This is a genomic window from Pseudorhodoplanes sp., from assembly GCF_050250235.1.
Taxonomy (GTDB): Bacteria; Pseudomonadota; Alphaproteobacteria; order Rhizobiales; family Xanthobacteraceae; genus Pseudorhodoplanes.
In genome coordinates this window covers 23,053-42,401 of the sequence record NZ_JBFWPA010000040.1, presented here as the reverse complement: position 1 = coordinate 42,401, position 19,349 = coordinate 23,053, and the positions used below count along the sequence as shown (strand labels likewise).

Below are 19,349 nucleotides of genomic sequence, written 5' to 3'. Positions count from 1 at the left end.
GAAATCGCTTGCCGAATTCGTGCGGCGTTATGTAGTGACACCGACATCGTTTTCCTGCAGAACACCTGCAGCATCGACGCTAGCAAGCCAAACCAAGCCAGCCAAGCGCGTCACTCGTCGCCGGAGGCTTGGCAATGGCTATCACGATCACCGCCAATAATGCGAATGGGGACAGCACGGGCATCGACGTATCGGCTTATTTTTCCGACTTCGAGGTGAACTACAGCCCCATAGGGTTTGGATATTTTGGGCCCGAGGCGACGGATTTTTCCGGCAGGCAATACGCCACGACCGAACAGCCCAACCTGATTCCGAATACGACCAAGCAAGCCGTCGTTGTTGACGCGGGCCCGGGCGGATCCATCGAGTATGATTATGCGACCCACACGGTGGGGGGCGACATCGAATCGATCTCGTTCGGTTATGGCGTGACATTCGAATCCGGCGCTTTTCCGTTGTCGCAACTCGATCTGCAGGTTTCGGGACTCGGACTGGTCGATCAAGTTGCGGGAGGCACGGTCAGCGCGCTCCTGGATGACGCGAGGCTCGGCTCCGTCGCGACCCTCATTGGTCTGCTTGAAGCCAACGAAGTCAACTTCGTCGGCAGCACCGGCGCCGATGTCTTTATCGGCTATTCGCAAAACGACACGATGGCCGGCGGTGCCGGCGACGACACGCTGGGCGGCGCGGGCGGCAACGACACCCTGACAGGCGATGGAGGGGCGGACACCTTCATCTATGATGCACAGGGTGCGGACACCATTACCGATTTCGGCGCCGGCGATGTGATCCGCATCACGGCGGTCTATGCTAGCTTCGCCGAACTCAAGCCGCACATCTCTCTTATCAATGGCGGACAGGATACGCGGATCGATTTTGGTGGCGGCAATACCCTGACCCTCCTCGGGTTCAATCAAGCGCTGACCGAGGATGACTTTGAGTTCGCAGGAGACGGTGAGCCTCCGCTCATCACGTCCAACGGCGGCGGCGACATTGCCACGGTGAACGTCGCCGAGAACAGCACGGCCGTGACGACGGTTGCGGCGACCGATCCGGAATCGACGCCGATCGGATTCTCGATCGCAGGCGGGCTGGACGCGCTCAAGTTCCAGATCAATCCGACCACCGGTGCGCTGCGCTTTGTTTCGGCACCGAATTTCGAGGCGCCGACGGACTCGAACGGCGACAACAGTTACCAGGTGATCGTGCAGGCGCAAGACGGCGATGGCCAGACGGATACCCAGACCATCAACGTTGTCGTGACGAACGTCGTCAGCGAGCCCCCCGAGATCGTGGTGTCGGGCAATGGCGTGACCATTGTCGACGGCGACGGGACGCCGAGTGCGGCGGATCACACCAGTTTCGGAGACGTGCTTGTTGGCGCGACGGCGGAGCGCACCTTTACCGTGACCAATACCGGTGAAGGCGTTCTGACCACCTCCAAGCTCAAGCTCGCAAAGGGTTTCACGCTGGTTGAGGGACTGTCGGCATCGATTGCCGGCGGCAGCTCCGACACCTTCACGGTGCGAATGGATACCTCAAAGACCGGGGCGAAGTCCGGTTCGATTACCTTCGCCACCAATGACGCGGACGAAGCGGCCTTCGACTTCGCCATTGCCGGCAACGTCAATACCGGCCCGGTGCTCAGCCCCGAAATTGAAGTGCGGGGCAACGACAACGTGATCGCCGATGGTGATACGACGCCGAGCGCAACCGACCACACCGATTTCGGTACGGTCGGCATCGGCGAGACCGCGGTTCGCACCTTCACGGTGAACAACACCGGCGACGGCGCGCTGACCATCTCGAAGATGAAGCTGCCCAAGGGCTTCGTACTGGTGGAAGGTCTTTCTCCCACGATTGCGGCCGGCGCTTCCGATACCTTTACGGTGCGCGTGGACACCGCCAAGGTCGGTGCAAAGTCCGGCACGATCACGTTCGCGACCAACGATCCAAACGAGAATCCGTTTGATTTCGCGTTGAAGGCGAATGTGATCGTGATTCCGCCGGAGATCGGTGTGACCGGAAACGGCAACACCATCCTGGACAACGACACCACTCCGAGTGCTGTCGACGGCACCGACTTCGGTACGGTCGCGGTCGGCGCCACCGCCACTCAGACCTTCACGGTGAACAATACCGGCGACGGCGTCCTGACCATCTCGAAGATGAAGCTGCCCAAGGGCTTCGTGCTGGTGGAAGGTCTGTCGGCCACCATCGCTTCCGGCGGCTCCGACACCTTTACAGTGCGGATGGATACCGCAAAAGCCGGAGTCAAGTCCGGCACGATCACGTTCACGACCAACGATCCGGACGAGACCCCGTTCAACTTCAATCTCACCGGCAATGTGGGCGCGTCCGGTCCGCTGGCGGGCGCACCGGAAATCGAGGTGATCGGCAAGGGCAACGTCATTCTTGACAATGACACGACGCCGAGCGTCACCGACGGCACCGATTTCGGTGCGGTTGGAACAGGCGAGACGGTGCTTCAGACCTTCACGGTGAACAACACCGGCGATGGCGAATTGAGCATCGAGAAATTGAAGGTGCCGAAGGGATTCGTGCTGACGGAAGGTCTGTCGGCCACCATCGCTGCCGGCGGGTCCGACACTTTTACGCTGCGGATGGATACCGAAAAGGCCGGAGTCAAGTCAGGGACGCTCACCTTCAAGACCAACGATGCGGACGAGACCCCGTTCAACTTCAATCTCACCGGCAATGTGGGCGCGTCCGGTCCGCTGGCGGGCGCACCGGAAATCGAGGTGACCGGCAACGACACCGTCATCCTGAACAATGACACGACGCCGAGCGTCATCGACGGCACCGATTTCGGTGTGGTTGGAACAGGCGAAACGGTGTTTCAGACGTTCACTGTGAACAACACCGGCGACGGTGCATTGACCATCGAGAAATTGAAGGTGCCAAAGGGATTCGTGCTGACGGAAGGTCTGTCGGGCACCATCGCCGCCGGCGATTCCGACACCTTTACCGTGCAGATCGACACCAAGAAGGCCGGTGACAAATCCGGCACCCTCAGCTTCAAGACCAACGACGCGGATGAGGCCAAGTTCAATTTCGACCTCACCGGCAACGTGAGCGAATCGGCGGACTTGCTTGCCGCGCTTGGGACGAGCCCGGACGACGGGAGTTTCGTTTTCGACCAGTCGATCGACATGAACCTGTCTGATCCTGCGGGTGGCGCGCAAGGCGATATCCATGCTCTCGGCCACATGCACGATTTTGATCTGTTGTGATGGCTTGCAGCCGCCGGGACTGCAGCCGCAGAGACCTATGGGACGACGATGGAAGCGCGCAGGTGCGTGACGGCCATGTGCAGCTTTGTCTTGCGATCTGAAAGGCGCGCGTGTAACCCGGATCAAGTCGTTGATTTTACAGTTTAAATTGACTCCAAACTGAAACCAGATTGGAGTCGATCCAAACTGTGCCGAAGGCTCGCACGGGAATGGAAGACGACAACGTGAATGCAAGGCCGGACTCGTCGATGGCACAGCGAACGCTGACTCTTGCCGACAACCAGCTCGACAGCCGTGACCTGTTCGCCTCGGCGCGCGAAATCGTCATCGCGCATGGCGCCGATCGCTATCGTCTGCGACTGACCTCCCAGAACAAACTCATTCTGACCAAATGAACCGGTGACCATGTGCTTTAGCCGTGTCGCGACTATCCTGTTGCTGGCCGCGATGCTGGCACCGGCGCCCGTTGTGGCGCAGGGCATCACCGTGACGGATGCCACCGGTCGCAAGGTCGTGGTCGGCGACAGCGCGCGGACGGTTTCGGTGGGCGGTTCGATCACCGAGATTCTTTACGAACTCGGCGCCGACGGGCGCATCGTGGCGGTCGATTCCACCAGCCAGTTTCCATCGCGGGCGCTGAATGAAAAAGAGAATGTCGGCTATATGCGTGCGCTCTCGCCAGAGGGAGTGCTCGGCGTATCGCCGTCGCTGATCCTCGCGTTGAAGGGTTCCGGCCCGCCGCAGGCGCTGTCCGTGCTGGAATCTGCCGGCGTGCCGATGGTCATGGTCGGCGACGACTATTCCGGCGAGGGGATTCTGCGCAAGATTCATCTGGTGGCCTGGGCGATGAGCCTGGAGGAACGCGGACAATGTCTCGCGAAACGCGTCGCCCGCGATCTTGAGACGCTGACGCAATGGCGGGCCGGAATTGCCAGGCCCTTGCGCGTCGTCTTCGTCTTGTCCTTCGTCAACGGCCGCGCGATGGTGGCCGGGCGCAAGACCGCAGCCGACGGCATCATCCGCATGGCCGGCGCGGTCAATGCCGTGGACCAGTTCGAGGGCTACAAGCAGCTCGAGGACGAATCCATGGTCGCCGCTCAGCCGGATGCGGTGCTGGTAATGGTGCGCAGCGGCGCCGAGCCGCTGACGGCGCGGGAAGTCTTCGCGCATCCTGGCTTCGCGCTGTCGCCGGCGGCATCGCGCCACGCCTTCGTGGCGATGGACGGCCTCTATCTGCTGGGGTTCGGGCCGCGCATCGCGGCGGCGGCGCGCGATCTCGCGCAGAAGCTGTATCCCGACCTGCAGGCACCGCAAAGCTTGGGCGCGACTCCGACGCCTGCGACTGTCGCCTGCGACCGATGACCGTCGCAGCCATCGCGCATCGCGGGCTCGGCCGGTTGCGGCATTCGGCTGCCGCGCGGCGGACGCTGGTGATCGGGCTTGCCGTGCTGCTGCTGCTGGTCATGACACTTGCTGCCACCATCGGCGCCGCCGGCATTCCGGTGCGGCGCCTGCCGGCGGCGCTCGGATGGCTGTCGGCGGACGGCGATTCCGCATTCTTGGCGCGCGACCGGCTGGTCTTGTGGACCATCCGCCTGCCGCGGATCGCGATGGCGGCGATGGTCGGCGCCCTGCTGGCAGCCGCTGGCGCAATCATGCAGGGATTATTTCGCAACCCGCTTGCCGACCCGGCGTTGGTCGGTGTTGCGGGCGGCGGTGCACTGGCTGCGGCGGCGGTCATTGTCATAGGCGACCGGTTGCTTGCGGAGAGCGGCATGAGCTTGCCATTCTGGCTGCTACCGGCCGCGGCCTTCGGCGGCTCGCTGCTGGCGACCGTCCTGCTCTATCGCATCGCTACACACGAAAATCGCACTTCCATTGCCGTGTTTCTGCTTGGCGGACTGGCGATTGCGGCTCTGTCAAATGCCGGGATTGGCATGCTTGTGTTCACCGCAGACGACCGCCAGCTTCGCGACATGACGTTCTGGATGCTCGGGTCGATCAGCGGCGCGACCTGGAACAAGGTTGCAATCCTCACACCGTTTCTGGTCGCCATGCTGGCGCTGGTACCGAGTATTGGGCGCGGTCTCGATCTTCTGGTGCTGGGCGAGAGCGAAGCGTTCCACATGGGCGTCGAGGTCGAGCGTCTGAAGCGCCGCGCGATCGTGTTGGTCTCGGCGATGACTGGCGCTGCGGTGTCGTTTGCCGGGATTATCGGCTTCGTCGGCATCATCGTGCCGCACCTGCTTCGTCTTGTTCTTGGTCCGGGCCACCGGATTCTGCTGCCAGCTTCCGCCATGCTCGGTGCAATCCTGCTGCTGGGTGCCGATACGCTGGCCCGCACGCTGGCCGCGCCGGCCGAGGTGCCGATCGGAATTCTCACGGCGATCCTGGGCGCGCCGGTATTCCTGTCGATCCTGCTGCGCCAGCGGGGCCTGACCGGACTATGACTGCGCTGGTCGAAGCTGTCGGGGTTGGCGTGCGATTGCCCGGAAAGGTGCTAATCGAGGACGTCTCGCTACGGATCGCGCCGGGGGCCGCCGTCGCCATGATCGGACCGAACGGCGCCGGCAAGTCTACGCTGCTTCGGGTTATCTCGGGAGACCGGGCGCCGAGTTCCGGCGCCATCAGATTGAAGGGACGCACACCTGCGGAATACGGCCCGCGCGAGCTGGCGTTGCGTCGCGCGGTGCTCGCGCAATCGGTCAGCGTTGCTTTTCCATTCTCGGTGGTCGAGGTAGTCCGAATGGGGGCGGGCGAGCGGACCGGAAAAGCGATCGAAGCCATGATCGAGACGGCTCTGGCGGAGGTCGACCTGCTCGGCATGTGCGACCGGATCGTCAATACGCTGTCGGGCGGGGAACAGCAACGCGCGCATTTTGCCCGGGTGATGGTGCAGCTGGCCTGTGGCGAAGCGCGCCACGGGCCGGGTTTGCTTCTGCTCGACGAACCGACGGCAAGCCTCGACCTGCGTCACCAGCTCGATCTCTTGTCTGCCGCGCGACGTTGCGTCGCTCGCGGCGTCACGGTGATAGCGGTGCTTCACGACCTCAATCTTGCGGCGATGTTCGCCGATCGCATCCTCGTCCTGAAGGAGGGGCGCATCGTGCGGGATGGCGCGCCAGTCCAGACGATCACGGAAAGCAACGTGGCCGACGTATTCGGAGTTGCATCCGCAATCAATGTGATGCCGCGCGAGTCGATTCCGTTCTCGCTGCCGCATTCCGCGCGACCGCTGTCGTCGAGGTAGGGCAGAGGAATTTCAGCAGATCCATGTTCGTATCGAGGGAGAAAAAGAAGTGACCAAGCCATTGAACGCAGATGTACTGCAGGCGAACGAGAGCGCGGGTGTGACCGGCCGCGCCAAGCGGCTGAAGGAGGCGACCCATGCCACCCATGACCTTCTGGACAAGTCGATCATGGCGCACCGGCCATTCGAGAGCCGCGAGCGATATGGCCTGTTTGTGAAGGTGCAGCACCAGTTCCATCGCGAGATCGATGCACTCTATGAAAACCCGGTGCTGGACAGGATGTTGCCTGACCTCGCGGGGCGACGGCGCTTCGATCTGATCGAACAGGATCTCGCGGATCTTCGCGTGACAGCTCTGTCGCCTGCCGCAGCTCCCGCATTCGCGAAGGGCGCCGACGCCGACCTGCCAACGGCATTGGGATGGCTCTATGTCGCGGAAGGTTCCAATCTCGGTGCCGCCTTCCTCCTGAAGGCGGCGGAGAAGCTCGGTCTCTCCGAAAGTTTCGGCGCGCGCCATCTCGCGGCTGCGCCGGAAGGGCGCGGATTGCACTGGAAGACATTCACGGCGGCCCTTGATGGCGTGAGCCTGACCGGTCCCGAAGAGGAGCGCGTTGTCGAAGCTGCACACGCCGCTTTCGCACGCGTGCACGGGTTGGTGAACGAGGTCTTTACCGGCTGACCGGCGTATCTGCGCAAGAGCGATGCGTTGACACCTGCCAGAAACTCCCAAGATATCCAGGAGTTGGTATTCGGCCGAAGTGTCGCTGTCGGCTGGAATCGCGGATCAATGCCCATGATGCGTCTGCGAAGAGTGTTACGGGACGGGCGTCAGGCCGGCTTTCTGGCGCTCGGCGGTCTGATGCTGGCGCTTGGTGTCATCGGCGCGTTTCTGCCAGTGATGCCGACAACGATCTTCCTGATCCTTGCGGCTTGGTGTTTCGGCCGTTCATCGCCGCGCCTCGAGGCCTGGATGCTCGATCATCCGCGCTTTGGCCGGCCCTTGCGCCAATGGCGCGAGCAGGGCGCGGTACCGCTGCGTGCAAAGCTGATGGCGGTATCCGGAATGGCGCTTGGCTATACGCTGTTCTGGTTCGGATCTCAGCACACCCCGCTGATCGCGGGCATGGTCGCACTCTTCATGATCGCGGCTGCGATCTATGTGGTCAGCCGTCCCGAGCCTGACCTGCGCAACGCCGTGCGCGACAGCGATGCTCCGGGCGGCCTGAACTGAACGCTTCATGCAGTGCGAAGAACCCCGCGCTGCGTCAACCGTCACAACGACAAATAGTGATCTCTTCCGGTACTTTAGACAGAGTCCAATGTCTTCATCGCCGATTTTTCGTCAGATTGACATCGACCCCTTCGATGATAAAAACCATGCATGCGATGTGCTGGCACATCGTCAGCCAGCCAGCATGCGCTTTGCAGCGAGCCAGCTAACCAGCAAAACAGCAGAGACAAGGCCTCATGTGCCGCGCTGCGCATGCGTCGGTTCGTTTGTCCGGCGTGAACGCGCGCGATGCTGCAGAGCGCAACGGTTCGCATGGCGTCGCGTATCAAAGGCCGATCCGGTATTCTGCGCAGGTTCGCGCTCGGCGCACTTGGCGCCACCGCTTTTTCTGTGTACGTGACGCCATCGCTCGCGCAAGTCACGCTGGATCCGATCGACGTCGCCGCCGGCAAGCCCCGCAAGAACAGGGGAACGCAAAACACGCCCGCCGTTCCCGCCAACGATGACCAGGACGGCGGCGCCCAAAGTACCCCCAATGCGGCGCCGAGCAGCAGCCAGCCGAAAGGCTTTCAAGGCACGCCCGACTGGGTCTACGACACGCCGGCATCGGTCAGCGTCATCAGCCGCGAAACGATCGAGCAGCGCACGCCACGCAACACCAGCGATTTGTTCCAGGACATGTCCGGCGTGTTCACTCCCACGGACCGGCAAAATCCCGGGTTGACGGTGAATATCCGGGGATTGCAGGAGCAGGGCCGCGTCAACGTGACGATCGACGGCGCCCGCCAGAATTTCCAGCAGGCGGGCCATGGCGCGGTAAGCTCGGTCTATGTCGATCCGGAACTCATCGGCAGTGTCGTTGTCGAGAAAGGGCCCGTCTCGACGGTCGGTGGCGCGGGAGTGATCGGCGGCGTCGTCACCATGCGCACGCTCGAAGCCGACGACATCCTGCTGCCGGGAAAGACCCACGGCATCCGATCGCGCGCCATCACCGGCACCAACGAGTACCGATATACGACGAGCCACGCGACCGCCGCGCGCAGCGACAATGTCGAAATGGTCACCGCTGTGTCGCGGAAGGAAACCGGTGCCTACAAGCCAGGCCAGAATGGCGAACTCGAATATGTCGGGCCAGGCGATCCGGTAACGTTCACCAACCAGAACAACTGGTCGGGGCTGAGCAAGCTCACGTTTCGTCCGACGGAAGACCAGACCCTGAAGTTCGGTTATGTCGCCCTGAAGAACTCGTTTTCGACCGGTCAGGGCCTGTATATCGACACCAATCAGCTCCTGACGCAGACGGCGACCGCCGACTATTCGTGGAAGCCGAATCCGTTGATCGATCTCAGCGCCAAGGTCTGGTGGTCATCGACCGACAACCACCAGTTCCGGCCGCCGCGCACCGCCTATGGATATTTCGATCTTCAATACGGCCTGACGTCCTTCGGCGGCAGCATGTCGAACACATCCCGCTTCGACATTCCGCTGTTCAACGTCGAGTGGATCAACGGCGTCGAGTACTTCAAAGACCAGACCAAGACCGGCGTCATATCCGATCAGTCCAACCCGTCCGATGCCGAGTGGTTCTCCGGCCCGACCCCGGCCGGCGCGCGCGACATTGCGAGTGCGTTCAGCCAGCTCAAGTTCAAGCAGGGTGAATGGCTCGAACTGATCGCGGGCGCGCGCTACGACCTCTATTCGCTGAACGGCTCCGGCAACTTCATAAATGCCTGCGGTCCCTTCGCGGAAGAATGCGTTCAGCCCTTCTTGGTCGACAAGTCGGAAGGGCGCGTCTCGCCCGCATTTACTGTTGCGGTGACGCCCGTCAAGGGGCTGCAGCTTTACGGCAAATACGCGGAAGGCTTTCGACCGCCACAGATCATGGAAACGCTGCAATATGGACGGCATATCGGCAACGGCGTATTGTTCGGCCCCAATCCGAACCTGCTGCCCGAGACGTCAAAGACGTTTGAGGCCGGCGTCAACGTGAAATACGACAACATTTTCTTTCAAGGCGACGGTTTCCGCGCCAAGGCCGCCATATACGAAACCAAGATCGAAAATTTCATCACCACCGGGACCGGCCGCTTTCCGCAAGCCGGCACCTTTGGAGAGCTCGTTCAGACGGCTTTCGTGTTCGTGAATCTGCTGGGACCGACGACCACGATGAAGGGCTTCGAGCTGGAGGCGTCCTACGACGCGGGAATGGCCTATATCGGCGGAAGCTACACCAGCCTGAAGGCGACCTATGACGGCGTCTTCGATCCGTTCTTTGCCGGTCCGCCCGACGGCGATGCATATCTGCCGCTCCTTCCGGAATGGGAACGGCAGTATTTTTTCATTTTCGTGCCGCCGAAGGAGAAATATACCCTGGATGGGGGCCTGCGTTTCTTCGATCGCAAGCTGACCGTAGGCGGCCGGATGACCTACGTGGCGCCGACGATCCCGCTGACGACCGACGAACTGCTGCAGACCTACGAGCAGAAGAGCTATCACCTGTACGGCCTCTACCTGTCCTTCGCGTTGAACGAAAATCTGACTGCCCGCATCAACGTCGATAATCTGATGGACAAGGCCTATGTCGACGCCATGGGCGTGCCGACCTATCCGGCTCCGGGACGGACGATAACATTCTCGATGCAGGGAAAATTCTGAGTGTCGATCAGGCCGGTGTTGCGCCAGATCGGCGCGCATTCCTCTGCGCTTCAGTTTCGTTGCGTTCTAATGAAGCCAGCAATTTGGGTCTTTTCTAAATTCGAAGCATATTTCTGTGATGACACGCCCAATTTTGTGATGCAGTAATCGGAACGTCGGCGCCAGCAAGCCAATCCCAGCCAGCCACGCTAGCAATCTACTCAGGGAGACTTGTCGTGGCGTTCACATCCCCAACAATTTTGTCGGCCGTCCTTGATGGGCATTGATGCGGCTGCGGCGCTGATGTCGCTGCCGATCCCGCCGACCTGGCCGCGACCTGCATAGGCGCTGGCTTCCCCACAGCTCGATTGGCCTCCGGCAGTCATCGTCCGGGAGGCCGCATCTGATCCCGAACGCGACCAAGCAAAGCGTGGTCTTCGAGTAGGGCTCCACCAAAGGAACCATCCATGCCTGTTATCGACCTCACCGAAGACAGCGACGAATTCCACGGATATTTTCCTCAGGCGCTCACCCCGGATTCGAAGATCATAAATGGTCTCGGGGGTGACGATCTGATCATCGGCTCGAGCACACGCACGGGCGGGGGGTTAAGCCACGACACCATCAACGGCGGTGACGGGAATGATGCGCTGTTCGGACTTTCCGGCGACGATGACCTGAAGGGCGATGCCGACAATGACGTGCTGGACGGCGGTCTCGGTACGGATACGCTGATCGGCGGCACGGGCGACGACACCTTCGTGCTGGAGTTCCTTCCGGGCGAAGGCAACGACTACATCGTCGATGTGGACGGCACCGGGACCATCTTCGTCGGTCACACCGACTTCGACATGACGACCGGCGAATCGGAATTGGTGGGTTATGCCCTCGCCGGCACAGCCCTGCCGGTGGCCGGTGAATCCGATCTCTACGAACTGGTGCTGACCGACACCCAGGAAGTCAGCCAGACTTACCGCTTCCAGTGGGCGGGCCCGGGCTCGAATCTCGTCATCACCAATACGGCGGTCGCGGATGTGAGCGCCACGGTCCAGAATTTCAGCAACGGCTCCTTTGGACTGACGCTCAATACCGCGCCTGTCGCAGCGGACGATACCGTGGAAACGGTGAAAAACCTTGCGGCGGTGATCAACGTTCTGGCCAACGACTTCGACACTGTCGGTTTCCTGGACCCGACCACCGTCGCGGTTGTCGACGGGCCTGATCACGGCACGGTCACTGTCGACGTCGTGACCGGCGAGATCACCTATAAGCCGACGGGCAATTTCGTGGGCACGGACAGCTTCACCTACACGGTGAAGGACGACGACGGCGTGATCTCCAACGAGGCGACCGTGAGCCTCGATGTGGCGGCGGCCCACAACCTGACCGAAGGCGATGACGTGTTCTCGGGCGACTCGCTCGGCCTGATCACGGCGGGTATCGAGGTGAACGGCCTGGGTGGTCATGACTACATCGTCACCAGCAACCGGTCGGCGCAACCCGACATCATCAACGGCGGTGACGGCAACGACCTGATCTTTGTCGGCGGCGGCGACGATTTCGTCGATGGCGGGGCGGGCGATGACGTGATTCACGCCCGCGCCGGCAACGACACGCTGATCGGCGGCGAGGGCGACGATACCTTCGTGATCCGCTTCACGGATTCCGGCACCACCACGATCACCGACACGGACGGCGCGCTCTGGCACGGCACGTTCCGGCCGGAATCGTTTCCGTCGTCCTGGAGTCCGGCCCCGGGCGCCACAAGCGGCTTCGGCATTGGCGGCACGGCGACGGTCGTGACTCCGGGGATCTGGAATCTTGCGGTGCCGGACCAGTCCAGCCAGATCATTAATCTCACGCTCAGCTGGACCGGCGACGACCTGACCATCGTGCGCGACGGCAATCCGCAGACCGTGGTCATTGAGGACTATGTCAACGGCACATTCGGCATCACGCTGGAAAACGCGGCCCCCGTCGCGACGGACGACACCGCCGGGACGGTCAAGAACCTCGCGACGGTGATCGACGTTCTGGACAACGACAGCGACGCCGACGGCACGCTGGACGCGACCACCGTCGCCGTCGTGGACGGGCCGGATCACGGCACGGTCACTGTCGATGCCGTGACCGGCGCGATCACCTATCGGCCGACAGGCAATTTCGTCGGTACGGACAGCTTCACCTATACGGTGAGGGACGACGACGGCGTGATCTCCAACGAGGCGACCGTAAGCCTCGACGTGGCTGCGGCACACAACCTGACCGAGGGCGATGACGTGTTCTCGGGCGATTCGCTCGGCCTGATCACGGCGGGTATCGAAGTGAACGGGCTGGGCGGTCACGACTACATCGTCACCAGCAACCGGTCGCCGCAACCCGACATTATCAATGGCGGCGACGGCAACGACCTGATCTTCGTCGGCGGCGGGGACGACTTCGTCGACGGCGGGGCGGGCGATGACGTGATTCATGGCCGCGCCGGCAACGACACGCTGATCGGCGGCGAGGGCGACGATACCTTCGTGATCCGCTTCACCGATGCCGGCACCACCACGATCACCGACACCGACGGCGTGCTCTGGCACGGCACGTTCCGGCCGGATTCGTTTCCCTCATCCTGGAGCCCGCCCCCCGGCGCCACAAGCGGATTTGGCATCGGCGGCACGGCAACCTTCGTGGCGGAAGGCGTGTGGAATCTGGCGGTGCCGGACCAGTCCAGCCAGATCATCAATCTCACGCTCAGCTGGACCGGCGACGACCTGACCATCGTGCGCGACGGCAATCCGCAGACCGTGGTCATCGAGGATTACGTCAACGGCACATTCGGCATCACGCTGGTAAACCCGGTCATGGGCACGCCCGGTGCAGACAAGAAGCTGTCGGGCACCGAGGGCGACGACCGCATCGATGGCGGGGTCGGTGCGGACAAGATGCACGGACTGGCCGGCAACGACACCTATGTCGTCGACCATAAGGGCGACAAGGTTACCGAAGAGGCCGGAGGGGGGATCGACACCGTCGAGTCGTCGGTGACCTTCAAGCTCGCAAAGAATATCGAGAATCTCATCCTGACCGGCGATGCCGACATCAACGCCACCGGCAACAAGGAGGACAACACGATCACCGGCAATTCGGGCGACAATATTCTGAATGGCGGCAAGGATGGCAACGACACATACGTGTTCAATCCGAATTTCGGTAACGACACCATCCGCAACTTCGTCGGCAACGGGGCGGACGCAGGAGACGCGATCCAGTTCGACTCGTCGATCTTCGCGGATTTCGATGCGGTGATTGCGGCGACCACGGACACCGGCAAGAATCTGCTGATCGACGCCGGAGCGCACGGGCAGATCACCCTGGAAAAGGTCGCCGACATCTCTCTGCTGCATTCCAGCGACTTCACCTTCGTCTAGCGATCGGAGGCCGTCTTAATACAACGCGCGCTCGTCGCAAATTGATGGAGCCGGAGACGAAACAAGGCTGAAGCGCTCGACCGTGTCGCGCGCTTCAGCAAACTCCATTCGAATGGGAGTAGGCGGAGCGGTAAGACCTGGGACTAATTCCCGTCCAGCGCTTGAATGCGCGGGTGAAATGCGCGGGATCGGAATAGCCGAGCGAGTAGGCGATCTCCAGAATGGAATGGTCCTCGCGCATCAGCAGCCTGAAAGCGCGATCTCGCCGGTATTCGTCGAGCAGTTCTTCGAACGTCACGCCCCAGTCGGCGAGTCGGCGCTGCAGGGTCCGGGCGCTGATATTCAACCGCTTCGCCACGCGTTCCCGGGTGGGATGCTCGTATGGCAGCATGCTGGCGATCAGCGCGATGGCGTCGTGCGTGGTATCGAGAAACGGAGTGGGTTCGGGTGGACGGCGATCCAGCCGCATGCCCAGGATATCGCTGTCGAAGACGATGCCGTCCGAGTCGGCGTCGAATATCAGGGATGCCCCCAGGAATTCATGCAGCCCGTCGAACATCGGCGAATAGGGACGCGCGATCTTGACGCTGATGGCGGCCGGCTCTCCGGTCATCAGTCCGATCTTGCGGAGCACCACCAAGGTGCCGAAAATATGCTGGATGGGATCGAGCGAACCGCGCCCGAGATAGTTGAAATTGAAATGCATGCACCGCGGTTGTCGGACGAGGTTGAACCGCGTGCCCTTCTGAAGCGTGTCGATGGTCTGCGATGCGAATTGCAGGCCGGACAGCAGGTTCGGGGATTGTGCAACCGATTCTCCCCACCATCCGAGTTGCGGCAATTCGTAATGGGTCGCGATCTGCGGGCCATAGAACTGGCAACCGGTCGCGCCTGCCACACTGTCCTCGAGCCTGAAGCAGACGTCGCGATCGAACCACGTTTCCGGATTGCCAAGTTGAGAAGACACGATCCCGGCGTCCCGCAGGATCGGCGCGGCACGCAGCCCGCGCTCGTTGAGAAAACGCGGGACGTGGATCAGGGTCAGCGACCGGTGGGAAAAATGGTAAGAAAATGCGGCGGCCATAGCCGGTGCAACCTACCTGCAAATTTTGCGATCCTCTAGCATCTGCGCCGTCCGAGAGCCAGACAACTTTGCAGCGACACTCCTCGGGTCTGGCCTGAAATGGCAAGACCCCGGGCGCAGCGCTGCTATACCGTGCCGCACGTCAGCCGCCGCACAAGATCGGTGGCTGGATCGTCGCTGCGGCGACGCCTGCGGGGGCGTTAGATAATGACACGGGCGCTTGTCAGATTTCCCGGCGCAGGTTTTTGCGCCGCATTTGCCTTCACCGCGATCAGTCTTGGAGCGCTTCACGCCGCCGATATGCCGATGAAAGCGCCGCCCCCCTCGGCAGCCCCCGCCTACAGCCCGTGGCGTTTCGACATCACGCCCTATGCCTGGATGCCGTCGCTGAACGGCTCTTCGACGATCAAGGGACATACCGCCGACGTCGACGCGAGCTTTTTCGGCGACATCATCCACCGGAAAATTCCCAAGGAATTGTTCGGCCTGATGACCGCCTTCGAGGCGCGCAACGACCGCTTCGCGATCATCGGCGACTTCACCTATCTGCTGCTGGGCGCTTCCAAGGGAGGTGCGCGCTCGACCTCGCTTGACCCGCGGGTCACGCTCGGTGTCAGCGCGAATTTCGATGCCACCGTCAAGATGATCATTACCGAACTTGCGGGTGCCTATGAGCTTGTGCGCTGGGGCTCGCCGGCCGGCTCGGCGACCTCGCTCGACGTCTACGCCGGCGGCAGGCTCTGGTGGCAGGAAGCCGAAGCAAGCCTCGATGTCAGCGCGGCGCTACAGGTCCTGCTGCCGCGCCGAACCTTCACGATCAATGGCACACGTGCGGTTGCCAGTTCAGGCGACGTGACTTGGGTCGATCCGCTGGTCGGCCTGCGGCTGCGCCATCAGTTCATGCCGGGTCAGGAACTGACTCTGAGCGGCGATGTCGGCGGCTTCGGTGTCGGCAGCGAATTTTCATGGCAGGCCGTCGGCGCCTACCGCTTCCACATCGGGCAGGCCTGGGGTGCCGCCTGGTCAGGCATGCTCGGCTATCGCGCGCTCTATGCCGATTACTCAAAGGGGTCGGGCGATACGCTCTACCAGTTCGACATGCTGCAGCACGGACCGATCGCGGGCCTTAGCGCGCGATTCTGATCGAATCTCAACCCACATCACAGCGGTGAACGGACCATGACGACACGCATCTTCCGAATGCTGGCACTCCTTTTTGGCCGGCATGCGCGCAAAGGCCTCACCATAGCGGGCACCACGGCCGTGCTGGCGCTGTCGGCACCAAGCCTTCACGCGCAAGTCCCGCCGCCCCCGGGTGTGACCGGTGTCAATGTCGGATTGCTCAGTTGCAACCTGTCGCCGACCATCGGGCTCGTTGTCGGTTCGCTCCAGACGATGGAGTGCCGCTTCGCGCCGGCCGGTCCGTTTCCGCCTGAAATTTATCGCGGCACCTTCGGCACGTTGGGCCTCGATGTCGGTGTAACGCTGGCGCAGGGCCTCGCGTGGCAGGTTTACGCCCCCACAGCCGGTCCCTTGAATGGCGCGCTGGCCGGCACGTATGTCGGCCCCAGCGGCGAGATCGGTGTCGGCGTCGGCGTTGGTGCCAATATCCTTTTCGGCGGCTCCGGCCGTTCCTACGCGCTGCAGCCGGTGTCTCTCTCGGGCGAAGTCGCGCTCAATGTTTCGGTGGGCGTCTCGACCATCGAGCTGAGATGGGTGCCTTAGGTCTGCAAATCCGAAAAATTCCGAACCTGACCGCATTCTGAGAGAAGCAATGGAGTCTGCGTTATGAATTCAACCGTACTGGGTCCCGTGATCGCGTCGGTCATCGTACTGGCTTCGAGTCATGTTTATGCCCAGAACACCAATGCTGCGACGGCGCCGCATGTCCCACTTCAGAAGACCATCGGGCAAGGCAAGCCGCAAGTCGTCCCGTCGCTGTTCGTTCTCAATTCGCGTGGCGCCAGCCTCGAGGGCGGTAAGCTCGTACTGACCGGGGTTGCGCCGAACGCGATCGTGTTCGCGGACCGGCCGGTGCGCGCGGCCGGTCACGATCTCACCAGCCGGATCGTGGAGGACTGGAGCAAGGGCAGCGACAATTTCGCCAAGGATCCGCCGAACGCCACGGTCTCCGGATTTACGAAAGACGGCTCGGGCGTGAAGGATGTCGTCGTCGTGCTGAAGTCGCCGAAACTCGAGGGTGACAGGCTTACGTTCGACGTCGACGTGCTGGAAGGCGATCTGAATGGTGCCGACGGCTCCGCCGCGGTGTTCATCGACATCATCGGGCGTCCGTTCACGCCGCTGTCGTTCGCCGGCGCTGCGCGCCGCACCGCCTGGCGCGGCGCCTATTACGCCGGGGCCGCGGCCGCTGGCGCCGCCGCCGTCGGTGCAGCGGCGGCCTATGCCGCACCATATTACGCACCGCCGCCGCCCGCCTATTATCCGCGTCCGGCCTGCGGCTATTATCCGTATCCACCCTGTTACTAGCTTCGAGCGCGTGGAGATGTCGTCGAAGAGCGGTACGAGGCTTCAATAGCAATTTCTCGTGGCTCGGGGTGACCAGCGCTCTGGCATCATCGCCGTCGCCTGCCTCGTACTGCTCTCGCTGCTGCTGGGACCCGTGGATACGCCCCACACCAGAATGCATGGAGTGAGCCTTTGAGACGCTTCGTCCTGTCTTCGACCGCCGGCTTCGCCTGCGCGATGGCCACGCTTGCCGGACCAGGTTTTGCGCAGGCACCTGCGATACCGCCTTCACTCGTCACGCCGGACAAGGTTGAAAGCCTGATCGGGACGCTCGAGTTCAAGGATGGCGTTCCAAGCAAGGCGACCGCCCAGAAGCTCTACGACCAGCTCGACTTCACCTATGCCTATCGCGCCTTCATGGACAACATGCGCGGCGTCAGCATTCAGTCGCTGCGCAAGGGCATGCAGGATATCGGGGTCAAGGACAACGATGTGCTGGTCTTCTCCGAGCTGATGGACGCCAAGTCGCTGTTCCTGACCGCCAATGCCGACACGATTTATGTCATGGGCGCGCTCGACCTGTCGAAGGGCCCGGTGGTAATCGAGACGCCGCCGCGCTTTCTGGGTGCGGTTCAGGATGCCTGGTTCCGCTGGGTGATCGATCTCGGCGTGCCTGGCCCGGATCGCGGCATGGGTGGCAAATATCTGATTGTGCCTCCGGGCTACACGGGAACGCTGCCTGAGGGCGAGTTCAACATCGCGCATGCGCGCACCAACGTCATACTTTGGTTCGGCCGGTCCTTCCTCGCCAATCACAACGACCCGAAGCCGGTGGTGGAGGAGATCCGCAAGTTCACAAAAGTATACCCCTACGAGCAGGGCGGCGTCGGCACCCCGATTGCAGAGTTTCTGGCGGGCAAGGCGAAACTCGGACGCGTCACGCCTCCGCCGCCGACGGTGTTTCACGAAGGCAGCGGCAAGGTGATGAACACCATTCCGCCGAATGACTGGACCTTCTTCGAGCGGCTCAACGAGATCGTCCAGAACGAGCCGGCAACATCGCTCGATCCCGAACTAATGGGACCGGTCGCGGCAATCGGCATCGTCAAGGGCAAGCCCTTTGCGCCGGATGCTCGGATGAAGGGGATCATGACGGAGGCGCTCGAGGTCGCGAATGCGACGTCGCGCACGCTCTTCATGTCGCCACGGGATGCTGGCTGGTACTATTACCCCAACTCATCCTGGTTCAACTTCCTGTTCGAGACGGGATATCAGTTTGAAACGCCGATACCGCTCGTCACGAAAGAAGGCGTCAAACCGTTCCCGCCGACCGGCTACCGGACCATGGACGCGCGAACGAACTTCTTCTACGGCGTCACCGGAATCACGCCGGCCATGGCGATGCGCGTTCCGGGCATCGGCTCTCAATATCTGCTGGCCGTGGCGGATGCTGACAAAAATCACTTCGACGGCGCAAGAACCTACAAGGTGACCTTGCCGAAGGGGATTCCGCAGGCGAACTTCTGGTCATTCACTGTTTACGACAACATGACGCGCTCGATGCTCGACACGCCGCAGCGCTATCCGCGCGCCGGCAGCCAGAGTTATCCGTCACCGGCCGCCGAACCGAATGCCGATGGCTCGACAACAATATATTTCGCGCCCACACAGCCTGATGATGTCAAACGCGGCAACTGGATCCAGACCATACCCGGCAAGGGATGGTTCGTGATCCTGCGGCTCTACAGTCCGCTCGAGCCATTCTTCGACAAGTCCTGGCGGATCAGTGAAGTCGAACCGGTGTCCGGCCCGATGAAGGAAGGCTTGATTCAGCGGATCGAGCAACGCGTAGATAAGCGCGAGGAATGCCGGCGCGAGGCCGAGGCCAAGAAGCTTGGTCCGGTCGAGCGCGTACGCTTCGTCGAGAAATGCATCCAATAGAGACTCGCAGCACCCGCCCGGTCGATCTTGTGATTGCTCCAGCCAAGGAGACATCCTGTGAAAACCA

The 19,349-nt window shown here is 62.0% G+C and carries 14 protein-coding genes; 13 read left to right on the top strand and 1 reads right to left on the bottom strand.

Going from position 1 to position 19,349, the window contains the following annotated elements; translation table 11 throughout:
* The first annotated feature begins 134 nt into the window (after nt 1-134).
* From AB7F49_RS18155 to AB7F49_RS18115, 9 genes are all read left to right on the top strand, one after another.
* Nucleotides 135-3,254: a choice-of-anchor D domain-containing protein gene (locus AB7F49_RS18155; RefSeq protein ID WP_428524831.1), complete on the top strand. Its 3,120-nt coding sequence runs from the start codon at nt 135-137 to the stop codon at nt 3,252-3,254.
* A gap of 248 nt (nt 3,255-3,502) precedes the next feature.
* Nucleotides 3,503-3,649: a hemin uptake protein HemP gene (gene hemP, locus AB7F49_RS18150; protein WP_428524829.1), complete on the top strand. Its 147-nt coding sequence runs from the start codon at nt 3,503-3,505 to the stop codon at nt 3,647-3,649.
* Nucleotides 3,650-3,659: 10 nt separating this feature from the next.
* A complete protein-coding gene (locus tag AB7F49_RS18145; protein WP_428524827.1) occupies nt 3,660-4,616 on the top strand; it encodes a heme/hemin ABC transporter substrate-binding protein in 957 nt (318 codons plus the stop codon).
* Nucleotides 4,613-5,704, top strand: coding sequence for a FecCD family ABC transporter permease (locus AB7F49_RS18140; RefSeq protein ID WP_428524825.1), 1,092 nt, complete (start codon nt 4,613-4,615; stop codon nt 5,702-5,704). The genes AB7F49_RS18145 and AB7F49_RS18140 overlap by 4 nt, the downstream gene beginning before the upstream one ends.
* Entirely contained in the window at nt 5,701-6,504 is an 804-nt protein-coding gene (locus tag AB7F49_RS18135) for a heme ABC transporter ATP-binding protein (RefSeq protein WP_428524823.1), read from the top strand. Before AB7F49_RS18140 ends, AB7F49_RS18135 begins: the two co-directional genes overlap by 4 nt.
* Before the next feature lie 49 nt (nt 6,505-6,553).
* Complete coding sequence (locus tag AB7F49_RS18130; protein WP_428524821.1) at nt 6,554-7,183, top strand: biliverdin-producing heme oxygenase; 630 nt, start codon at nt 6,554-6,556, stop codon at nt 7,181-7,183.
* A gap of 114 nt (nt 7,184-7,297) precedes the next feature.
* Nucleotides 7,298-7,735 carry a YbaN family protein gene (locus AB7F49_RS18125; protein ID WP_428524819.1) on the top strand — a complete coding sequence of 146 codons (438 nt, stop codon included), beginning with the start codon at nt 7,298-7,300 and terminating at the stop codon, nt 7,733-7,735.
* A gap of 312 nt (nt 7,736-8,047) precedes the next feature.
* Nucleotides 8,048-10,390, top strand: a complete 2,343-nt coding sequence (locus AB7F49_RS18120) for a TonB-dependent hemoglobin/transferrin/lactoferrin family receptor (RefSeq protein WP_428524817.1) — start codon at nt 8,048-8,050, stop codon at nt 10,388-10,390.
* A gap of 446 nt (nt 10,391-10,836) precedes the next feature.
* Nucleotides 10,837-13,788: an Ig-like domain-containing protein gene (locus AB7F49_RS18115; protein ID WP_428524815.1), complete on the top strand. Its 2,952-nt coding sequence runs from the start codon at nt 10,837-10,839 to the stop codon at nt 13,786-13,788.
* Between the two features lie 94 nt (nt 13,789-13,882).
* On the opposite strand, the gene AB7F49_RS18110 is transcribed toward AB7F49_RS18115, so the two are convergent.
* Nucleotides 13,883-14,872 (bottom strand): helix-turn-helix domain-containing protein, encoded by a 990-nt coding sequence (locus AB7F49_RS18110; RefSeq protein WP_428524813.1) that lies wholly within the window; start codon nt 14,870-14,872, stop codon nt 13,883-13,885.
* A gap of 306 nt (nt 14,873-15,178) precedes the next feature.
* Here AB7F49_RS18110 and AB7F49_RS18105 point away from each other — a divergent pair, with 306 nt between their 5' ends.
* From AB7F49_RS18105 to AB7F49_RS18090, 4 genes are all read left to right on the top strand, one after another.
* Nucleotides 15,179-16,015 carry a hypothetical protein gene (locus tag AB7F49_RS18105; protein WP_428524811.1) on the top strand — a complete coding sequence of 279 codons (837 nt, stop codon included), beginning with the start codon at nt 15,179-15,181 and terminating at the stop codon, nt 16,013-16,015.
* A gap of 36 nt (nt 16,016-16,051) precedes the next feature.
* Entirely contained in the window at nt 16,052-16,597 is a 546-nt protein-coding gene (locus AB7F49_RS18100) for a DUF992 domain-containing protein (protein WP_428524809.1), read from the top strand.
* A 63-nt stretch (nt 16,598-16,660) separates the two neighbouring features.
* Nucleotides 16,661-17,362 carry a hypothetical protein gene (locus AB7F49_RS18095; protein WP_428524807.1) on the top strand — a complete coding sequence of 234 codons (702 nt, stop codon included), beginning with the start codon at nt 16,661-16,663 and terminating at the stop codon, nt 17,360-17,362.
* Nucleotides 17,363-17,578: 216 nt separating this feature from the next.
* Nucleotides 17,579-19,282 (top strand): DUF1254 domain-containing protein, encoded by a 1,704-nt coding sequence (locus AB7F49_RS18090; protein ID WP_428524860.1) that lies wholly within the window; start codon nt 17,579-17,581, stop codon nt 19,280-19,282.
* Nucleotides 19,283-19,349 lie beyond the last annotated feature (67 nt).

Coding starts and splice junctions, on each gene's coding strand:
- AB7F49_RS18155 (WP_428524831.1), top strand. CDS start 135: ATGGCTATCACGATCACCGCCAATAATGCGAATGGGGACAGCACGGGC.
- hemP (WP_428524829.1), top strand. CDS start 3,503: ATGGCACAGCGAACGCTGACTCTTGCCGACAACCAGCTCGACAGCCGT.
- AB7F49_RS18145 (WP_428524827.1), top strand. CDS start 3,660: ATGTGCTTTAGCCGTGTCGCGACTATCCTGTTGCTGGCCGCGATGCTG.
- AB7F49_RS18140 (WP_428524825.1), top strand. CDS start 4,613: ATGACCGTCGCAGCCATCGCGCATCGCGGGCTCGGCCGGTTGCGGCAT.
- AB7F49_RS18135 (WP_428524823.1), top strand. CDS start 5,701: ATGACTGCGCTGGTCGAAGCTGTCGGGGTTGGCGTGCGATTGCCCGGA.
- AB7F49_RS18125 (WP_428524819.1), top strand. CDS start 7,298: ATGATGCGTCTGCGAAGAGTGTTACGGGACGGGCGTCAGGCCGGCTTT.
- AB7F49_RS18120 (WP_428524817.1), top strand. CDS start 8,048: ATGGCGTCGCGTATCAAAGGCCGATCCGGTATTCTGCGCAGGTTCGCG.
- AB7F49_RS18115 (WP_428524815.1), top strand. CDS start 10,837: ATGCCTGTTATCGACCTCACCGAAGACAGCGACGAATTCCACGGATAT.
- AB7F49_RS18110 (WP_428524813.1), bottom strand. CDS start 14,872: ATGGCCGCCGCATTTTCTTACCATTTTTCCCACCGGTCGCTGACCCTG.
- AB7F49_RS18105 (WP_428524811.1), top strand. CDS start 15,179: ATGAAAGCGCCGCCCCCCTCGGCAGCCCCCGCCTACAGCCCGTGGCGT.
- AB7F49_RS18100 (WP_428524809.1), top strand. CDS start 16,052: ATGACGACACGCATCTTCCGAATGCTGGCACTCCTTTTTGGCCGGCAT.
- AB7F49_RS18095 (WP_428524807.1), top strand. CDS start 16,661: ATGAATTCAACCGTACTGGGTCCCGTGATCGCGTCGGTCATCGTACTG.
- AB7F49_RS18090 (WP_428524860.1), top strand. CDS start 17,579: ATGGCCACGCTTGCCGGACCAGGTTTTGCGCAGGCACCTGCGATACCG.